This window comes from Rhodanobacter umsongensis (assembly GCF_042654965.1).
GTDB classification, from domain to species: Bacteria; Pseudomonadota; Gammaproteobacteria; order Xanthomonadales; family Rhodanobacteraceae; genus Rhodanobacter; species Rhodanobacter umsongensis.
Window position 1 is genome coordinate 403,381 of sequence record NZ_JBHSMK010000002.1, and the last position, 18,606, is coordinate 421,986.

General features: G+C 64.6%; 20 protein-coding genes. 8 read left to right on the forward strand and 12 right to left on the reverse strand.

The genetic code is table 11. The features are described from left to right. Window positions 1-117 precede the first annotated feature (117 nt). A complete protein-coding gene (locus ACFPME_RS01950) occupies window positions 118-1,050 on the forward strand; it encodes an AraC family transcriptional regulator (RefSeq protein ID WP_377301475.1) in 933 nt (310 codons plus the stop codon). A gap of 107 nt (window positions 1,051-1,157) precedes the next feature. Here ACFPME_RS01950 and ACFPME_RS01955 read toward each other — a convergent pair whose 3' ends face one another. Continuing rightward, window positions 1,158-1,709: a YdeI/OmpD-associated family protein gene (locus ACFPME_RS01955; RefSeq protein WP_377301477.1), complete on the reverse strand. Its 552-nt coding sequence runs from the start codon at window positions 1,707-1,709 to the stop codon at window positions 1,158-1,160. 274 nt (window positions 1,710-1,983) lie between these two features. Here ACFPME_RS01955 and ACFPME_RS01960 point away from each other — a divergent pair, with 274 nt between their 5' ends. Together ACFPME_RS01960 and ACFPME_RS01965 are read left to right on the forward strand one after the other, a co-directional pair. Further along, complete coding sequence (locus tag ACFPME_RS01960; protein WP_377301479.1) at window positions 1,984-2,511, forward strand: hypothetical protein; 528 nt, start codon at window positions 1,984-1,986, stop codon at window positions 2,509-2,511. Between the two features lie 762 nt (window positions 2,512-3,273). Beyond that, entirely contained in the window at window positions 3,274-3,543 is a 270-nt protein-coding gene (locus ACFPME_RS01965; RefSeq protein WP_377301481.1) for a GYD domain-containing protein, read from the forward strand. Window positions 3,544-3,917: 374 nt separating this feature from the next. Here the strand turns inward: ACFPME_RS01965 and ACFPME_RS01970 are convergent, their stop codons facing one another. From ACFPME_RS01970 to ACFPME_RS01980, 3 genes are all read right to left on the reverse strand, one after another. After that, window positions 3,918-4,412, reverse strand: a complete 495-nt coding sequence (locus ACFPME_RS01970; RefSeq protein WP_377301483.1) for a hypothetical protein — start codon at window positions 4,410-4,412, stop codon at window positions 3,918-3,920. A 558-nt stretch (window positions 4,413-4,970) separates the two neighbouring features. Continuing rightward, window positions 4,971-5,429 carry an SRPBCC family protein gene (locus tag ACFPME_RS01975; protein ID WP_377301485.1) on the reverse strand — a complete coding sequence of 153 codons (459 nt, stop codon included), beginning with the start codon at window positions 5,427-5,429 and terminating at the stop codon, window positions 4,971-4,973. Further along, a complete protein-coding gene (locus tag ACFPME_RS01980; RefSeq protein ID WP_377301487.1) occupies window positions 5,422-5,754 on the reverse strand; it encodes an ArsR/SmtB family transcription factor in 333 nt (110 codons plus the stop codon). The genes ACFPME_RS01975 and ACFPME_RS01980 overlap by 8 nt, the downstream gene beginning before the upstream one ends. Before the next feature lie 360 nt (window positions 5,755-6,114). Here ACFPME_RS01980 and ACFPME_RS01985 point away from each other — a divergent pair, with 360 nt between their 5' ends. Beyond that, a complete protein-coding gene (locus ACFPME_RS01985) occupies window positions 6,115-6,984 on the forward strand; it encodes a hypothetical protein (protein ID WP_377301489.1) in 870 nt (289 codons plus the stop codon). 45 nt (window positions 6,985-7,029) lie between these two features. Here the strand turns inward: ACFPME_RS01985 and ACFPME_RS01990 are convergent, their stop codons facing one another. Both ACFPME_RS01990 and ACFPME_RS01995 read right to left on the reverse strand, forming a co-directional pair. Next, window positions 7,030-7,425, reverse strand: a complete 396-nt coding sequence (locus tag ACFPME_RS01990) for a DOPA 4,5-dioxygenase family protein (RefSeq protein WP_377301491.1) — start codon at window positions 7,423-7,425, stop codon at window positions 7,030-7,032. Window positions 7,426-7,447: 22 nt separating this feature from the next. After that, window positions 7,448-7,633, reverse strand: a complete 186-nt coding sequence (locus ACFPME_RS01995; protein WP_240046319.1) for a 4-oxalocrotonate tautomerase — start codon at window positions 7,631-7,633, stop codon at window positions 7,448-7,450. 115 nt (window positions 7,634-7,748) lie between these two features. Between ACFPME_RS01995 and ACFPME_RS02000 the strand changes: the two genes are divergently transcribed. Further along, entirely contained in the window at window positions 7,749-8,645 is an 897-nt protein-coding gene (locus ACFPME_RS02000) for a LysR substrate-binding domain-containing protein (RefSeq protein ID WP_377301493.1), read from the forward strand. A gap of 206 nt (window positions 8,646-8,851) precedes the next feature. On the opposite strand, the gene ACFPME_RS02005 is transcribed toward ACFPME_RS02000, so the two are convergent. The 3 genes from ACFPME_RS02005 to ACFPME_RS02015 all read right to left on the reverse strand — a co-directional run bounded on the left by ACFPME_RS02005 (window position 8,852) and on the right by ACFPME_RS02015 (window position 11,861). Next, window positions 8,852-9,382 carry a dual specificity protein phosphatase family protein gene (locus tag ACFPME_RS02005; protein WP_377301495.1) on the reverse strand — a complete coding sequence of 177 codons (531 nt, stop codon included), beginning with the start codon at window positions 9,380-9,382 and terminating at the stop codon, window positions 8,852-8,854. Window positions 9,383-9,556: 174 nt separating this feature from the next. Further along, the gene (locus tag ACFPME_RS02010; RefSeq protein WP_377301497.1) at window positions 9,557-10,495 is read right to left on the reverse strand and encodes a hypothetical protein; all 939 of its coding nucleotides are present in this window, start codon (window positions 10,493-10,495) and stop codon (window positions 9,557-9,559) included. Between the two features lie 421 nt (window positions 10,496-10,916). Beyond that, entirely contained in the window at window positions 10,917-11,861 is a 945-nt protein-coding gene (locus ACFPME_RS02015) for a hypothetical protein (protein WP_377301499.1), read from the reverse strand. 662 nt (window positions 11,862-12,523) lie between these two features. On the opposite strand from ACFPME_RS02015, the gene ACFPME_RS02020 reads away from it, so the two are divergent. From ACFPME_RS02020 to ACFPME_RS02030, 3 genes are all read left to right on the forward strand, one after another. After that, complete coding sequence (locus ACFPME_RS02020; protein ID WP_377301501.1) at window positions 12,524-13,069, forward strand: hypothetical protein; 546 nt, start codon at window positions 12,524-12,526, stop codon at window positions 13,067-13,069. After that, window positions 13,066-14,001, forward strand: a complete 936-nt coding sequence (locus tag ACFPME_RS02025) for a hypothetical protein (protein ID WP_377301503.1) — start codon at window positions 13,066-13,068, stop codon at window positions 13,999-14,001. Before ACFPME_RS02020 ends, ACFPME_RS02025 begins: the two co-directional genes overlap by 4 nt. 216 nt (window positions 14,002-14,217) lie before the next feature. Continuing rightward, complete coding sequence (locus tag ACFPME_RS02030; protein ID WP_377301505.1) at window positions 14,218-14,559, forward strand: YciI family protein; 342 nt, start codon at window positions 14,218-14,220, stop codon at window positions 14,557-14,559. A 61-nt stretch (window positions 14,560-14,620) separates the two neighbouring features. Here the strand turns inward: ACFPME_RS02030 and ACFPME_RS02035 are convergent, their stop codons facing one another. The 3 genes from ACFPME_RS02035 to ACFPME_RS02045 form a co-directional block, all read right to left on the reverse strand. Continuing rightward, window positions 14,621-15,850, reverse strand: coding sequence for a carbohydrate porin (locus tag ACFPME_RS02035; RefSeq protein ID WP_377301507.1), 1,230 nt, complete (start codon window positions 15,848-15,850; stop codon window positions 14,621-14,623). 240 nt (window positions 15,851-16,090) lie between these two features. Next, a complete protein-coding gene (locus tag ACFPME_RS02040) occupies window positions 16,091-16,270 on the reverse strand; it encodes a hypothetical protein (protein ID WP_377301509.1) in 180 nt (59 codons plus the stop codon). A 48-nt stretch (window positions 16,271-16,318) separates the two neighbouring features. Continuing rightward, window positions 16,319-18,529: a prolyl oligopeptidase family serine peptidase gene (locus ACFPME_RS02045; RefSeq protein ID WP_377301511.1), complete on the reverse strand. Its 2,211-nt coding sequence runs from the start codon at window positions 18,527-18,529 to the stop codon at window positions 16,319-16,321. Between the last annotated feature and the right edge of the window lie 77 nt (window positions 18,530-18,606).

Genomic DNA, 18,606 nt, shown 5'->3' on the forward strand with positions numbered 1-18,606 from the left:
GAAGAAAGAGCCGGCGTTGCCTTGGGCATCGGCCGGTGGTGACAATGCTGGGCCTCGCGTCGCCGTTGTCGTGTTCCGCGCGTCTCGATTGTTGTTTCGTTCGTCTAGAGGTGACCGATGGATAGCTTGAGTGCGCTGGTGGCCTCGATGGGTCTGCGCGGACGCTTGGACCTGCTGTGCCGCTTCGCTGGCGCGTGGTCGGTGCCGCACCCGGAAGCGCCGCGGGGCCAGGTGCCGTACCACGTGGTGCTGGCCGGTGAGGGCGTGCTCGAAGTGGGCCGCGGGCGGCGCCCGTTCGTGGCTGGCGATCTGGTGCTGTTTCCGCGCGGCGCCGCGCACACCATGCGTCACGCCGACGGCGCCACGCTGACGTTTGCCGAGGTGCGTCGCCCGCTGGGCCGCCTCGTCGAGGTGACGAGTGCGGCGCCGCGCAGCGATTTCGACGTGCTCTGCGGCACGTTCGAGCTGGGCCAGCACCACGCCCTCTTGCTTGAGGCGCTGCCCGAGGTGGTGCACCTGCACACGCAGGGCCGCGACGATTACGCCGGCCTGCACGCGCTGATGCACACCATGCGCCACGAGAGCCTGCAGGCCTCGCCCGGCGGCGACGCGGTGATCGCGCACCTGTCCGCCGCGCTGTTCACCCTGGTGGTGCGCACGCTGATGGACGAGGGCGATCTGCAACAGGGCCTGCTCGCCCTGCTGATGGATGCCCGCGTGGCGCCCGCGCTGGCTGCGGTGATCGCCGCACCGGCCGAGCCGTGGACCCTGGAACGGCTGGCCGGGGTCAGCCGCATGTCGCGCGCCAGCTTTGCGCGGCACTTCGCCGAGCTGTCGCCGGTCACGCCGATGGACGTGGTCACCGCCCTGCGCATGGACCTGGCCGCACGGCTGCTGCGCGAGACGCCGCGTTCGATCGAGTTGATCGGCGAGGCTTGCGGCTACACCTCGCGCGCGGCATTCGGACAGGCGTTCAAGCGCGTGCATGGCACCAGCCCCGCGGCGTTCCGTCGCCAGGCCGCCGAGGCGGCGTCCGCGACCGTGGTCTAGCCTGCGCCGGTGGCAGCGCCCGAACGGGACGCAAAACAGAAGTCAGAGTCGACTCCCGACCACTTCCGAAAACCGCGGTCAGGTTTACTCATCCCGTTCGGATTGCCCTACTCCGCCGCTTCGGGTGCGCCCATGCTGCCCTTGCTGTACATCCCGGAGCGATCGAAACAGCAGGCATTGCGCTTGCCGCACGCGAGCTTGTCGCAAGCGGTGACGATGCGCTTGCCGCGCGTCTCGGCCTTCTTGCCGGAGGTGATCCAATGGATCCAGTCGCGTCGCGCCACCGGCGTGATGTCGGCCCATGTCGCCCTGGCGTCCGCGTTGGACGCCAGCGCCTTGCGCAGGTCGGCGGGCACCCTGGGTTCGGGCTCCTTCTCCACCGGCGCGATCTCCAGCGTGACGCTGTCGCCCGCGCAGACGCCGGCGGACTCGCGCAAGACGTTGTCGACCTTGAACCAATGGCTGCCCCGGCCATCCGGTTCGAGCGTGACCTGGAAGGGCTGGCCTTCAAAGCTGCCCTCGACAGTGACCATGCTCCGCGTCGGCAGCTTCGCGCTCGCGACCGCGGGCAGCACCAGGAAAGTCCACGCCGCGCCCCTGGGCGTCGCGGGACGCAACAACTTTGTCTTGAACTTGATCACCGCGGCAGGTTTGGCCATGGCGGAACGGTAGCACCGGTCGTCGTGATCGACGAAACGCGGATGGAATGAGCCAGCAAGGGGCGCGTTACAGCGACGCCATGCAGAAAATGCGCGACGGCACTGAGGAGCGAGTCAGTCGTGCTCATCCGCAATTAATTTCGTCCGTCCCCTTATTGATCTCGGTCAACAAGCGTCGGCGCCGATGAAACGAGCATTCCGGGTGTCGCCACACCCCGGTGACATCCCTGCAGCTAAAGGCGAGGCCAATCCCATGCGAATCAGATACGTTGTCATGTTCGGCATCTCTGTTCTATGCCCGCTTGCCACCCTGTCGACATTTGCCTACCAGAGCGGCGGCGGCCAGCGCGGCGGCCAGTCCACACCTGTCGGCAGGCCAGGAGGCGGCATGATGCTGCGAGATCAGCTACGCACACAGGACCGGACCACGCTGAAGGATCGCAGCCAGATCTATGGCTCCCAGCTGATGACTCCCGCCGAACGCAGAGCGTATCGCGACCAGATGCGCAGCATGAAGACTGTCGAGGAGCGTGAGGCGCTGCGAAAGCAGCACCATGAACAGATGCAGAAGCGTGCTGCCGAACGTGGCATGAGACTGCCCGACATGCCACCCCGGCGAGGTGCGGGCATGGGTCCCGGTGGCGGCATGGGTCCAGGCATGGGTCCGGGTGGCCGCATGCGGCAAGGCACGCAACAGCAGACCATGCAGCAACAGCAAAGCCAAGGCACGGAAAAGCAGGTCCAGCAGAAGCAGAGTACCGAGCAGAAGATCCAGCAGCAGAAAGATGACGGCGATCGCTGACCGCCATATGTCTCGCACCGCGCTCGGCGCCGGTGGTTGCACCGGCCCGCGCGGCCTCGCACCACAGACGCAACCGACCGCTGCGGCTGAACCACGGCGACAGGCATCCCGACGACCCCGGCGACATCCACCGGGGTCGCCTGGTCCACGACGCGTTCCCGCGTCTCCAGGGCCTCCTTGATACGCCATAGACATCGATGATTTCGATTGCCAACCAGCTGCGGAGGGTCAACTCCTGTCGCCGATCAAGCTGGCTTCACTGATTGTTCTCGCATTCCTTGCGGCGGGCTGTCCACACCGATGAAATTGACCGCTCGAACCAATCGATCATGATCGGCGTACCGGCATTCCCGATCGGCGTCAGGCCGAGCCGGCCAGAAGCAGTCAATTCACGCAGAGTCGGATCCGAGTTTTCCAGCAGATACGTATGACGCCATGATCAGGGGCTGGTGCTCTCTTACTCAACCGTGGGGACGGCATCCATGGCCTCGCGAAATGGGCAGGGATCACGGGCATTTGACCCGAGAGCCCGAACTAGCCGCGCTCGAATCGAACGCTACTTTCGATAGCCGCACTCTGACCCGGGTTTTTGTTTCTTTGGTCTGCATCAAAACCGGCCGGATGGCGCAGAGGAGCATGGAGCCCCCCCACGCTACCGGAGAACGACGATGCCTACCTTCATCACCCAGGGCCGCTTCACCACCGATGCGATGCGCGGACTGCTGAGCCATCCGGAGGATCGCTCCAAACAGGTCGAGGAAGTTGTTCGCCGCTTCGGGCGGCAAGCTGCTCGGCTACTACCTGACCTTCGGCGACTTCGACTTCCTGCTCATTTCCGAAGGGCCAAGCGAGGGTGTGGCCACATCGACCATTGCCGCAGCCGCCTCCGGCGAGGTCACGGACCTGAAGACCCAGCTCGCCATACCCGCGTCGGCCATGGTCGAAGCCTTCAACCGCGCCGGACCGATTGCCGCCGGCTTTCGCGCACCGCAGGCCGAGTCGCAAGGCACGCGTGCACCCGCGCAACACTGAGCCTGCACTCGCACTACCCCGCGGCGTGACGCGGCGATGGAGTGGGGTGCGCGGAAAAAAAGCAGGAATCGGAGTCGACTTTCAAAAGCAGCAGGCCCGCGGAAGCGCACTCTGACTCCTGTTTTGCTCAAGGCCGGTCTCGGCTGGGGGTATTTACCACGGCACCTCGTCAGCGAGGATCTGGCTAGCGGACAGCTCGTCGAATTTGTGCGCCGTGCCTGGCACACCATGCGAGTCGCGGCTGGTCGAGCTCCCTGGCGAACCTTAGCTTCATGCAGGTGCAAAACCGGGGTCCGGAACCAGCCCCAGCGCGTCTGTGTTGTCACCGCTTCATCGAGCTCAGCCCAGGGTCGATGTTTCCCGGCAGGCGTGCCTCAACGGGCATTGCCCGTGATGAAGTGCGCCCTGCCCCCACTTTCCGAGGACGCCAGCGCGATCCAGCTTTCTACGACCCGGCCTCGCGGCCGCTGGCAATCTGGCGCAACGCGGCGCGTGTTTCCGCCTGCGCCTGCCAGGGGGGACCATGCGGCAATCTCGTGCAAGGAGCGGCTGCGTCGCAGAACCCGTATGACATGCAGCCCAAGCCAGTAACCGGCGCGGTTCGGAAGACCAGCCTGGAACGGTGTCCGGCCAGCCTGGAACCAGCGCCTGAACGCCATTGACGTCCGATGCCGCACCGGGTCGATCGTCATGCCGTCCGAGTCGGCGAGAAAGCGCTTCGCTGTCGCCCGCATGCCCGAATCAGGCAAAGCGCCGAGATCATCCTGCAACAGATACTGGCCGTCCGTGTAGCCTGGGGACACCACCGTGCTGACGTAGGTTGCCAGCCCTTCCGCGAACAGCGGCAAGGTCAGATGCGTACCTGGCATCACGCCGTCGTTCCTTCAGCCGCCGCCAGTCGGGCGTGTCGCGGCTCTCCCAGACGACCACACGATAAAGCGCCTCGCGCGCCCTCGATGTACCTGTTCCAGAGTGCTTGCTGCTCGGGAAACGGCTTGTCATGCGCCGCCGCCCAGAACGTCGCGAACGACGGGGCGATCGGCGGCATGCCGCCACGCGCCGATGAGGCCGCTGGGGCCGGAAAACCCGGCGCCGGAAACACCGCAGCCATCGCCGAAAGGACCAAAGCCGCAACTCGATCTTTCATGCCTGTCACTCCCCTCCTGCGGGACGAAAACGACCCCTGCCCTTGCCGGTTTCGAATGGGTCATTGGTCCTGGACTGCTTCGACCTGGATGCGCAGTGTGACTTTCATAGCCTTGCCGCCCCCACCGCATCGAGTGTGGCGGTGCCCGTGCCGTGATCGAACTTGCCGCGCCAGATCGACAGGCCCATGCGGCCCGCTTCGAAGCTGCAACGAACGGGGCCAGATTCACTTCCAACCGAAGGATACGTGAACCTCACCCCGACCCATTTCCTGCCTCCCCTTATCTCGGCGGATAGGCCTCCGACAGGGCGACGGAGCCGGTCTCCAGCAGAGACTTCAGATTGGAGATGATCTTCGGCCAGCCGCCCGACACCGCGGTGATGAGTTTCGAGGGTTCGCGCTCGATCGTATGCATGATCGAAAGCTTGACCGCCGCACCACTGGGCTCCAGCTCCATCGTGCAGAGCGACTCGCCTTCGGCCACCAGTTCGGGTTTGCTCTTGTGCCACCACCGGATCACCAGGCGCCGCGGCGGATCCGCCTCGACGATCTCGCCAGCGTCGGAGACCTGACCATCACCCTGAACCATCTTCCATTCGGACCCGGCGGTCCATGGGCTTTCGCAATGAACGCCGAACCAGTATTGCTTCATGAATTCCACGTCGTCGGTCAGGGCCGACCAAAGTTTCTCCGGGGTGGTGCGGATGTAGGTCACGTACACAAAGGTCGATCTAGCCATGGGGTTTCTCCAGTCGTCGTTTCAGGTCGCCCAGCGCCTTGAGGCGCGGCTTTTCAAACTTGGCTATCCAGCGCTCGTAGATTTCCTGCAGCGGCACGGGATTGAGGAAGTGCAGCTTTTCGCGCCCGCGCCATGTAGTGGCAACAAGGTTCGCCGCCTCCAGCACATTCAGGTGCTGCGTCACGCCCTGCCGCGACATGTCGAGGTGCTCGCACAGATCGTTGAGCGTGCGGCCGTCATGCGCATGCAGCAGATCCAGCAACTTGCGCCGGCTCGGATCGGACAGGGCCCTGAACAGCAAGTCGGTGTCGCGGCTTTCGGTCATGGACGGCTACATGCAAGTGATTTGTTGCATGAAATATAGGCAAGCGAATACTTGCATGTCAAGCGGATTCCACGCTGTGGAATCAGCGCCGCACCGCTTCCCGACTCACGGGTTCCCGCCACGCTTTCAAAGCGGGGGGACGAAAGCGGGGCCAGCGTCGACCTTCCTGGGCGGTCGAGGGGAAGTGCACTCTGATCCCTGCTTTTCTCGCCGCGCGCGAACGCAGAACACCCGTGCGCAACGGCTTTTGCGTTGTGTGCAATTCGCTGCCCCCTGGTTCGGCCCGAGAGTAAACTGGCGGCACAGGTTCAGGGCATCCATGTCGGGTCGAGGCGGCTTGCAACCCCGTGCCACACTGCCATGTTCAGAACGAAATCCTATCCGCGGTCCATCCTGGGCAGCGCTGCCTTGCTGGTCGGCACAACTGGACTGATCAGCCTTCCTGCATACGCAAACGACGACAGCTGGCACGTGGCGGTCCGCGCCGAACAGGCGACGCCCGGTGGCTGGGTCCGCGTGCGGGAAAACGCCATCGAGGGCACGCAGCTGCCCATCCACGACGGGCTTGGCGTCAACCATATGCAGACCATCAGGCTGGACGCCTGGAAGCCGCTTTCCGACGCCAGCGAGCTGCACTTCGGGCTTTCCACCAGCCGGCTGGACGGCCACACGCTGATCGACAGGCCGGCGTACTACAACGGCACCACCATCGCTCCCGGGCGCCTGGACACCATCACCCGTTTTCAGGATTTCGTCGCGTTCGACGCGTCGTACTGGCACCGGCTGGCCGACTTCGGCAAGGGCGGCCGCTTGTGGGGCAGCGTGGGCGCAACCTACGTAATGCTCAACTTCCGGCTCGACGGCAGCATCGCCGCCGACAGCACCGGTCACGAGTTGAAGGAGGACTTCTACGTGCAGGAGCTTCCCGTGCCCACGCTGGGCCTGCACTTGCGCTATCCATTGACCGACGCGCTGAAGCTCACGGCAGACGTCACGCTGGGACGGCTGCCCTGGGTCAACAGCCTGCGCACCGAAGGGGGCGAGGTGCGGCTCGCACAGACCCACGAGGAAGAGGAAGTGGGCCTGGAATACAACTTCGCACCGCACTGGCGGGCAGTCGCCTACGTCGTCCATCGCTATCTCGGGCAGGACGAACGCAGCCGGGAAGACGGCAACGTCATCCATCTCAGCTCGAACGGCATCGGCCTTGGCGTTGGTTACCAGTTCTGAGCTTTCGGAACGAGCGTGGCCGCGTTCGCCGTCGCCCGAGTTCGATCAAAAGTCCGACTTGGCGAAACGCGCGACGCCCTGGTTCCTGCCCGGCGGATCGAGGGTGCTCAGATCGAGTTCGATCGGTGTCCCGATCCATCGGGCCAGGGTGGTGTGGTCCGCCAGGTCATCGTCCGTGAGTGGATGGACCAAGGCGGTCAGCCCGGAGTCCTCGATCAGGCGGACGATCACGGGCACGGCTTCCCTCGTGAAATGCATCTCGAATTGGGGAATGGGATGCGGCCCGGCCTTGCGGTCCTTGAGCTGGCCGACAAAAAGCAGCTGGGGAATCTCGCCGGATTTCATGTTGTCGATCAGGCGAGTCCGCAAGGCTTCGGCCGCCGCACGTGTGTCGGGGAGGTAATAGGCATGCGCGTGATACGGCGAGCCTTGCTCGGTCATGACGATCCTCCGGTGGCTGTCTTCATGCGTCCGCCAGCAACTTGCCGGCTTTGGCCCAGGCGTCGCGTGGCACTTCGCTGATCAGAATATCCACGCTTTCCGGTGGGCATGCCAGCGTCTGCGCGGTCACTCTGGTCACTTCGCTGACGAAGGCGCGCTTCTGTTCCAGGGTGCGGCCGGGGTGCATTTCCAAGTGCAAGGTAGGCATGACAGCTCTCCGATGAACGCCCCCGGATGGAGGCAGGGCGGCCATGGTGCGCCCTGCCCGGACGTTGATAAACATGTAATCATTTGACTCATACAGAACCCATGGGTTTTCAATCATGAACAAGCTTGCCGGCATGGAGATGTTCGTCCGCGTCGTGGAAAGCGGCAGTTTCAGTGCCGCCGCCGAGATCAGCCGGGTCTCGCCGACGATGGTCGCCAAGCACATTCGGGCGATTGAAGATCGGCTGGGTGCCCGCCTGCTTCACCGCACCACCCGCCGACAACAGCTCTCGGACGTGGGCCGGCTCTATTACGAGCGCTGCAAACACGTGCTTGCCGACGTGGAACTCGCCGACGCGAGCGCATCGGAACTGCAGTCCAGCCCACGCGGCCGGCTACGGCTGATCGCCCCCGTCAGTTTCGGCAGCCACAGCCTGGTGCCCGCACTGGGCGAATACATGGCCCGCCATCCCGATGTCAGCATCGAACTGACACTGGACAACCGCCGACCCAGCCTCATCGACGAGGGTTTCGAGCTGGGCATCCATATCGGCGACATCGACGAGCCCGGCCTGGTCGCGCGCCCCCTGCAACCCTACCGTCGACGGCTGGCCGCCGCGCCGGCCTACCTGGCGCGCCACGGCCAGCTCGACCATCCCGAGCAACTGGGCTCGCGCGAATGCCTGGGCCTGTCGTATTGGCGACGGCATGATCGCTGGCGACTGGTCGGGCCCAACGGGCAAACCTGCAACGTCAGCGTGCAGGGGCGCTTCACCGCGAACCAGGGCGACGCCTTGCGCATCGCCGCCGTGAACGGCATCGGCATCGTGCTGCAACCCGAAGCGGTGCTGGCCGACGATCTCGCCGCCGGCCGCCTGGTACCGGTGCTGCCCGACTGGTCGCTTGCGCCGTCACCGATGCACTTGATCTATGCACAGAACATCCGGCCGACGGCCAAACTGCGCAGTGCGATCGATTTCCTGATGGCGCGGTTTGGTCAGTTGCAGGCCTGACCAAAACCGGGGTCGGAGTCGACTTTAAATGCGCACCGCATCTGACCCGAGTTCTTGGTGACCCCGGTTCCTGGTCGACGAAAAGTGCACCCTGACCCCGGTTATCAAACAAGAAGAAGCAGGAGAGAAAGGCGTCAGAGGATCAAAAACGAGACGGTAGTCAACCGAATTCAATTAACTCCGACTTACCCTCTGACACCTTTTCCTCAGCCGCAGTTGCCAGTGCACACATTTTTGGCGGTAACGCGTCCCGAACGGCGCACCTCTCCAGATTCAAAATTGGACTGGCCTCTCGCGTTGCCCCGCAGCTGTGCATACATCATCAGCGCCCTCTCGACCCGCTCACCTGGCGCATGATAATGCGCGCCTTCGCTGGCTGTGAACGACGATTTGATTATTTCGAACGCTTCCACATTGGTGATGCCAAAAACACGCATTAAATACACGCCCACAGCAATGACAGACCGTGTTCGACCATGATTGCAGTGAACGACCACAGGCGCGTTTCTGTTGGCGCACTTGACAAGCTCATCGCTAAGCAGTTCGAGTCTGGCGGCTACCTGTTCGTCCAATTCGTGCTCCGCACCGTAGTAGCCATCCAATGTCACGTCGAAGACTGTTGCGTTGGGAATCGTATGAGCACCATTCGCGGATGATAGGTACAAAGTCCAGCCGTTAAAGTGAACGAACGGCACAGAACCAACTCTGCCGCCCACTCCCAACAAATGGCCTTGCACGTGATTTGTCTGGCACATTATGACTCTCCCGTCATCGTTGTTGGACGAACACCACTTCCGTGCGGGAACGACGTCAGGTTCACTTCCGAACGGAGGACAAGAGAGCCGGACCCCGTCTCGGTTTTTCCTTCGCCCCCTATCGGCCGAACGAATTCCCGCTGCAATCTCTGCGAATTACTTTTGCCAGAAACGATCGTTCAGTTCGCGCAGATAGGCGATCAGCCACGTTCTGAAACCCAGGAGCTCCCTCGGTGAGATCGGCATGTCCTCTGCCGCGACCCGCCAGTTGGTGTTCTCCTCGGCAGTGATGTCGTCCCCCATCGTGCTGCCGCCAACCGTGGGTCGGAAGCCCAAGGCCGAGGACGTCTTGAACCATTGCAGTCCGACCTGCCGCGCATGGTCGGGTTCGTGCTGCAAGGCGAGCTGTTCGGAAATATCGGGCCGGTTGCTTGTCCGCTGATTCGCATCGGTATCCCAAATTGCCCGATTGAGTTCCGAGTTCTGCAGATCATCCAAAAATTGCTGCAATTCAGCGGGTCTGACACTTCGATTCCAGCTTCTGGCATGGGCGGTCACCGCCCCGTAAATTGTGTTCCACATCGCTCTCAGAGCTGGATTGATCAGCCCCAGCAGTCGCACGAATTCAGCATTGGCAGTCTCGCTTGGATTGGTGACAAGTTCGCGCACAGCCCCTCTAAGCCAGCTCGTCGCGACAAAGTGACGATCTTGCATGGTGCCTGCGCCACGACCTTGGATGTGGGCTTCACCCACCCCCATTAATTCGACGGCTCTGTCGATTGCGCCCGCACTTATGGGCTCGCCTGCGGCATGGAGCTGAGCAGTTGCGAATCGGCGCTTGACGGGCTCATTCGATTGCGAGTTCGGGGGACGGGAATTCCACACCTTGGATCGGGTCGTCCTTATATCCCTTCGGGGTCGCGCCACACTGCGCGCAAACAATGCCAACAGGGCTGTGACGAACACAATGAGCGAAATGACAATGACAATGGATCCCCACCCGTTCGCCTCACCACCTTGACCTGCGGAATCGCTGTCTTTGCCCACAATCATCTCCAGTCGATTGAAATGGCTACCAGCAAGCACGGCGATCAATACACCATGTCAAGACAAGGATGCAATCGCAATAACGGGTCACGCAAGAACGGGGTCAGGTTCACTTACGTCCTCATCGAAAGTGAACCTGACCCCGTTTTCTCGGATCTATTGCCAGCGCCGGCTCTCGCTCATGCCGGACGGGTCGACACCTGAAGCGATCGTGGAGTTGTTTCTGCCGCTGAAGTAGGAAAAGAGCCAGGTTCATTTATCGCTACAAAAATGAACCCGGCCCATTGCTCACTCTCGCTGCCAGGCCGCACTTGCAGCGCCACTTCAGTGCGGCCCTCAGGACCGCGGATCGAATCCGGAGACGCGCAGTTCCTGGTCGCAGCGACAGGCCTTGGCGATGGTCCGTGCTCAAGATTGTCCCGAGGTGACCCCGTTCTGCTGGCGTCGCGCCTTCATGGGGCGACGAGGCTCACGAAAGCCACTCCGGAGGCAGCATGGTCTCGGGGCCATCCTTCACCGACCGCAGCCGCCCGGTCCATTTGCCGGTTTTCACCGCCGGGGTGCCACGCGTCGGCGACGGTACTTCGGTGCAATCGACACAGTAGGCCGTATGCACGCGCCAGTCGTTGGCTGCAAATTTACGGAACACTACGTTGACGTTGCGCATCCACAGCGCACGCACGCCAAGAAAAGCAAGCAAGTCGGCCAGGTTCGGGAACCGAAGCGCATAGTCCTTGCGGTAAGCGCTTCGCGAGTACTGCCCGGACACGTCCGCGTTCTCCATCGCATTCAAAATGACGCGTTTGTCGTCCCAGGATTGCGGGTCTCCCGATTTGGAAAGGCGCTTCTGGTTGATGAAGTCCTCAATGGCTTGCACGGACTCCTCCTGGGTCAACTTGGGGGCGTTTTTCATCCGACTGAAGCTGACGCCAGACAACGCATGCGGACCGCTTACGACCATGTCGATGTAGTCATACGGTGTCCATACGGTGCCCGCACGTGACGAGGTTTGCGCCCAGGAGTGCGCCATCAGGGGGCGCGCCTTGCCGCGCGCACGATTGATGGCGAAGGCCTCGACTTCGGGGGAGAGGAACGCCCCCACGGAGTCAGCGGGGGCGTAGTTGGTCTTGCCCTGCTCTCTCCTTGGCAGCGCCTCTTTCGTGCGGAACTTCTGAACCGCATCGCGGACGCCATCCTCATCCTCGGGCTGGTCGGGTGTTCTGCCGGTCACCAGGCGCATCAACTGGCTTTCCCAACCTGTCTGGTAACCGTGCCGGGTAAGCGTGTGCGTAGGGTTTCCACGCTCGGCAGCCACCTGCTGCTGATGATGCGGCAGCGCACGCGCCTTGGCGCTGAAGAGCCGACTGATTTTCTGGCGCTCCTGTTCCGAGAGCCGGTCGAGTACTGAAGGCATGACTGGATTCCTTATGTTTGCCGAGCTGATGATCCCAAGAAACCGTGGCGGGGAAGACGAGACCGCTCCCTTCACGCCGACCCGAAATGGTTCCGGAGCGCTCCTTCCCTTATTTCGTCCGGCCAGAAAACGAACCTGAGTATTTGGCAAGAGCCGTGTCAAAAACAACTCAAGCGCTACACCTGCCGTCCACACATTGTCCCTGACACCGTTTCAGCCGTCCCGCAACAAGGGGTGGCTGCGCGCGTCCATGGACAGTGCGCAGCAGCCATGGCGGTGTCGAGCCTGAAGAAAGCGCCTTCCGACTTTCTCGGCACTTCTCGCCGCAAATTCCGTTGAGTACACTCCGGCCAATTCCGGCAGGACCGTCATAGATTTTTACGGAGGGAATGGGGAGTGCGGTCCACGCCCGCTTTCAGATCCCACCGGTCCGGCATGGCGCGACTCAGCTGGTAAGCCCGGAACCGTCACTGCCGGTTCGCTGCGCCCCACGCAGACTCCAAGCGCTTTTTTTGCTCTTTGCGCAAAAACATCCAACGCGTCCAAGAAACGAAGCCAGTCACCCGATGCCGCAACCCGGACGTCGGCTGCCGCAGTCCCAATGCCTCGACCCGGTCGGTGGAGCGCCTTCTCCTTCGACCGCCACGGAACGGAGGATTGACATGCACTACCCGCCTCTCGCTTCTCGAAACCGCCACCGCGATCGTCGACGCTTCGCGATTCCCGCCATGATCCTGCTCGCGTGCCTCGCCGTCACGGCACGCACCGGAGCCATGCAGGGCCCACCCTCGCAGGCGCCCGCGAATGCCCCGGCCACCGCAACCGCCCCGCCCAATCCCGGCGCGTTCAGCAATGCGCCGCGCGAACCCCAGCGGCTGTCGAGCGAACAGCAGGCGCAGCACTCCATGCTGACGGACCGCGAGCAACTGCTGTCATACGCCATCCTGCTGTTCGGCACCGCCGTCCTGTTCGTGCAATACCTTCTGTTGCGCACGCCAAAGCGAAACTCGTATGAAATCCTGCAGCTTCTGGCGATCAACCTGATCGTCACGGGCACGCTTTTCCTGATCAGCGCCGGCTTCAGCGCGCAACAGATCTCGCCCGGACTCGGCCTCTTCGGCACCATCGCCGGTTACGTGCTCGGACGCCGGGCCGGCGACGCCCCCAAACCCGATAGCGCGGACGACAACCATCGAGGTGCGCCATGAATATCTCGCCCTGCCATGTCTACGGACCACTGCTGCTCGCCATCCTGCTGACAGGCTGTTCTGGCCAGGAGAGCGGGCAAGCGCCCGAGGGCACCGCCGCCGTGATGGCGGCGCAGACTGCAAGCACGCCGCCCGCGCCGGCTGGCACCGTCGCCGAGCCGGATGCCAGCCTTCGTGCGGCACCAGAGACGCACGATGAACCTGCGCCTCAGGCTACGGCGTCCGCGGCGCAACCCGCGCCGACCGGCACGGCCTCGCCATCGCCTGCGGAATCCGCAGCGCCACCCGCAGCGCAGGCCAACCAGCCGGACCAGGCCAGCCTCGCCCGGCAGGCGGAGCCGGCATTGGAACCGGCGGCAACCGCAGCGGCGGGTGCGGACAAGCAGAACGCCATGGCCACGCTCGCAAACCCCCACGCCACACCGCAGCTGTCGCACGCCGCCGTGGCCAGCCACGCCATCACGCAGGCGTCGTCGGTCCATCCGCCACTTGCGACGTCGCAGATTACGCATGCGTCCACGGTACTCAACGCGCAATCCGCCACGGCACTGAAGCAACAGAGATTCGCTTCGCTCATGACCCGCTTCCATCGTCCCGCCGCGCTCGCGCGCTATGACACCCTGGTCGCGCCGCCGCCGACCATGCAAACCATGAGTCTGAAAATGGGCGGCGTCGGCATTTCCAACTTCGACGACGTCGCCCGCGTCAATTTCGCACTCAAGACGTCCGACAGCGACTGGACCAATAACTACCTCGACCCGCGCGACACGCGTGAATTCGGCTGCGGCCTGATAGGAGACTGCCTGTTCTGGATGCAGACGGGTGACCGAACCCCCGTCTACTACGCGATGCATCGCGAGCAGCGCTACGCGATCTTCTGGGACCAGAACAAAGCCATCTGGGATTTGCGCCTGGCCGCGCAGGACCCGTGACGACCGGTCGCCCGGCTCATGCGAAGCAACACGCGGTTGGCGTCATGGATGAGGCTGTTGCGCCTCATCCATGACCCGGAAAGACTCGGCGATGAGGCGGCGAGGTGAAAGGGCTCTGGCGCGGTTCGGCTTTGCCCACCTGTGTCGAACCGCGATTCGCCCGTTCGTCGTGAGGAGAATGGCAGCCACTGGGGCTGCGCGGCCGCGGAGCATGGCATGAGCAAGTACATCATCTATTTCAACCAGGCGTGGGTCGGCGAGCACACCGCGACGTGGTTCGCCGCGCGCGGTCCGCTTGCACGCGCGGTCGTGGACGACATGAAGGCGGCTGGCGTCTACGTGTTCGCCGGAGGGTTGGACGAAGACCCGGAAAACGCCTTCAGCGCGGATGCCACCAGCGGCACGCTGACCTTCACCGAGGGGCCGTACGTGCGCAACCCCCAGTTCCTGGGCGGATTCGCCGTGATCGACGTGGCCGACGAGCAAGCGGCAAGGCAGTGGGCCGGCAAACTGGCCGAAGCCTGCGGCTGGCCGCAAGAGGTTCGCCGGGTCAAGTAGCGGCCCGCTCAACCTGATCCCGGTCGGCTCGCACACCACGCGCAGGCTCCTGCCGGACGGTCTAGAGGTCGGTGGACAGTTCGAAGCGCAGGGTGAACACCAGGGCGTTGCGCACGATGGGGTCGGTGTCCGGGTGGATCACGTACTGCAGGTCCGGCTGCACGGCGAACCAGTCGGTCGCCTGGGCCAGGTAGCTCAGCTCGATCGAGCGCTCGGTGGCGGTGGTCGGCCGTGGGGCCTGTTGCTGCCGGTAGGGGCGTCCGTTGCGCGCCACCGCGATGGCCAGGCCCAGCTCGTCCTGGCGGCGCTGCTCGAACGGGCCGGCCAGCACGGCACCGGCGCCGAGGTAACGGCCGAAGCGGGCCACTGCCGGATCGCCCGCGCCGAACTGCGCGAACAGCGAGAGGCTGTGGCGGCTGTCGTGCGCGTCGCGCGCCACGGTGCGGTCGGCCACCGCGTAATAGCCGGTAGCGCCGTGCTGGCGCGCTGCGCCGGAGCCGGGTGCGAGCCGGTCGAACGTGGTCGTGTAGTGCCACGCGCCGATGGCGAGCTTGCCGGCATACATCGGCAGCATCGCGTTGCGGCCGATGCGCAGGCGCGCATCGCCGGGCGGGCGCGCGCCCGGGCGGTCGAGCAGGGCCAGCTCGGCCACGTAGAGACGGCCATCGTGGGACTGAAAGGCGCGCAGTCGGTTCCCATCGCGGATCAGCGGCACGCCGTCGAGCACCGCCGCGCGCAGCACCACGCCTTCGGCCGGCTTGAAGGCGACGCGTGCGCCCAGCGCCGTGCGCGGAAAGATCGACGGCCCGTCGACGCCGGTCTGCGCGAACTCCGGGCCGATGCCGAACGCGCTGTTGAGAAACAATCCGCCGGACTGCGTGCGGTCGAACTCGCTGTTGACGTCGTACAGCCCGGCCAGCACCGAGACGCTCGCCTGGGCAAGGTTGTGCTCGATCCAGGCTTCTTCCAGCTGAAGGTTCGGCGGTGCGCTGAGGTTGCTGACGCCCATCGCATCGCCGACGAAGGCGCCGGGCTGGCCGCCGTGGATCCACAGTGCGTCGACGTAGGCGTGGGTGCCGGTCCAGCCGAGCGCGCGGTCCAGGTCGAGCAGGCTGCGCAGGTGCGCGTTGCCGACATAGGTGGACGAGCGCGCCGCGCCGCCATCGAGGTTGCCGATGGCGGCGCCGTCGTAGGTGAGCGTGGTGGTGGCCCAGCCGGTGCCGTCGGCGTGTGCGCGGATCGCCGCCAGCGCCAGCAGGGTGCCCAGTGCGATGGCGATGCGCTGTGGCATGGAGGAAGTTCGCGGAGAGGTGCGCGAAGTATAGGCGTCCGGGCGAGCGAGGCTGCGACGGTCAGGACGCCGGCGGGAGCGGCCGACACCACCGCGGATGTCGCAGCGTCTGCGCGTCGCGGACGATGGCATCGCCCATGATCGACAGCGTGACGTCGGATATGAACAAGCCGCTCATCCTCACGGAGTTCCAGGAACTCTGCAGACAGGAACGGGGTCGGGTTCACTTCCGTGCCTTTGCTAAGTGAACCCGACACGCGCAGCGCGGTTGTCGTCAGACAATACTTCGGCCAGTGAGCGCATGGAGGTGAACCAGAGCTTCGGCTCGTTGGGGCGTGGCTGGTGATCGCCGCGTGCGATGGCCAGCGCGCGGGCGCGAATGGCCTGCTGGGAGGCGACGCCGATGACCATTTTCTTCATGTCTTCGTTTGGAGCTACCAGCTTTTCTGGACAAGAGCCCTTTTCTCCTCACTGCGCCGGCAACTGCGCATCCAGGAAGGCGTAGATGTCGGCGAACTGCGCGGCCTCGGCGCCCAGCGAGGTCTGCATGCCGTGGCCGCCATTGGCGTCGGTGCGCATCCACACCGGCCGGCCGCTGGTGTCGGCGGTGCGCAGGCGCGCCGCGAACTTGCCGGTCTGCCAGGTGGACACACGGTTGTCGTTGAGGCCCACAGCCAGCAGCACCGCCGGGTAGGCCGTGTGCGGCGTGATCTGCTGGTAAGGGTCCATCGCCAGCATCCAGGGGAAATCCGAGGCCTTGCGCGGGTCACCCATCTCGCCGATCTGGTTGGCGCCATTGCGCGCATGCAGCAGGCGAATCGGGTTGAGCTCGCCCACCAGGCACACGGCCGCGCCGAACTTGTCCGGGTCATGCACGATCGCACCGCCGACGACCAGGCCGCCGGCGCTGCCGGAGAGCAGCGCGGTGCGTTGCGGGCGGCTATAGCCCAGCTCGCTCAGGCGTTGCACGGCGGCGACGAAGTCTTCCACGCCCTTGTGCTTGTTCGGCCCCTTGCCGGCCTGGTGCCAGGCCTCACCCTTTTCGCCGCCGCCGCGTATGTGCGCGTAGGCAAAGACGTTGCCCCGCTTGACCCATGCCAGCCGAGTGGGCTTGAACGAAGGCAGCACGGAGATGCCGTAACTGCCGTAAGCGAACACGATGGCGCGATGCGAGCCGTCCAGCGCTGCGTCCTTGCGATGCAGGATGGTGAGCGGCACGTGGGTGCCGTCCTGACTGACCAGCTCGGTCTCGGTGGCCTCGACCATGCTGTAATCGACGGGGCTGCCTTCATCCTGGCCCAGGCCGTGCAAGGTGCCGGCCGCGGGTTCGTAGCGCCAGGACTTCGGCGGCGTCGTCCAGCCGCGCAGTTCCAGCAGGAAACCGTCCTGGCCAGGGTCGGCGTGGAACAGCGAGGCCACGCCGGGCAACGGCATCGGCACGGCGTCCACCTTGCCGGTGCGGTAGTCGACGCGGCGGATGTCGTCGATGCCGTTCCTGGAGACCTTCACGTACAGCGCATCACGGGCCGGCGCGACCTGCTGGGCGTCGTACAGGCTGATGCCGGCCACCATGTCGTCGCCCTTCAGCGGCAGGACGGAACGCGCCTGCCCGATCGACGCGTCCGGGCGCGACAAATCCAGCGCCAGCACCTCTCCGTGGGAGCGTGCATGGGTGGAAACCAGGTACAGCGTATCGCCGTGGATGGCCGCGGACTGCACGTGGTCGTCCAGGTCGGCGATGCAGTGCCAGGCCGCGCCGGGCTTCGCCGCCTCGACTTGCGGCGCCACGCAGTAGCGCTGGTCGGCCTGTGCACCCAGCGACTCGCCCAGCGCCCAGCGCGAGCCGACAGGAAATTCGATCACCGGGAAGCTGCGCGAAGGCATCGCGAACGATGGATTGACGCCTTCGCCCTGGCCAGCGCGCAGCAGGATCGGGTCCCGCGACGAGGGTGTGCCCAGCCGGTGCAGGCGTGCGCGCATGTCCTGCACGGGGTCGCCGCCGGTACGCTGCGCGGACGGCGCCATCTGGGTGTACCCGAAGCCGCTGCCGTCGGGCAGCCACTGGGCACCGAACTCGCCCCACACCGGCTCCACCACATCGCCGGTGGGCTTGCCGGTCTTCACGTCCAGCACGTCGAGGCGGGTGACTTCGCTGCCGCCGTGGTCGACGTTCACCGCCACCTTGCTGCCATCGGGCGATGGTGTGTACAGCGTGATCGAGGCGTGGCCGCCGTCGCCCTGGAGGGTCGCCGGATCCAGCAGCACGCGCTCGGTGCCATCCGCGTCACGCACCATCAGCGTGCCGCTGCCCTTCGCGCCCTGGCGGATGAAGAACAGCCTGCCGCCGGCACGGCGCTGGTTGCGGTGGATGACGGTGGTGCCATCGGTGCTGGCCAGCGCCTGCTGCCAGCTCTTCAGGGTGGGCAATGCGTCCAGCTTGCCCCGCGTGTACTCACCCTGCGCGACCAGCCAGTGCTGGAATTCAGCGTTGCTGTCGCCTTCCATCCAGCGGTAGGGATCGTGCACGGTGTGGCCGAACAGGTGCTCGACCACATCGGCCGTGCGCGCCGGCGGCGGAGCGCCAGTTTGGGCGGCGAAAGCAAACAGAGTGACCGGTGCGAGCAGACAGGCGGCAGTAGCCAGGGCCAGTGAAGCGGGCCAGCGGAGCAGTCGGGGCATGAAGATGTCCTTGGGGTCCAAAGGAATCACGCAGCACGCATCCTCGCGCAAGTGGCGGTCCCGGGATACCTCTGTCC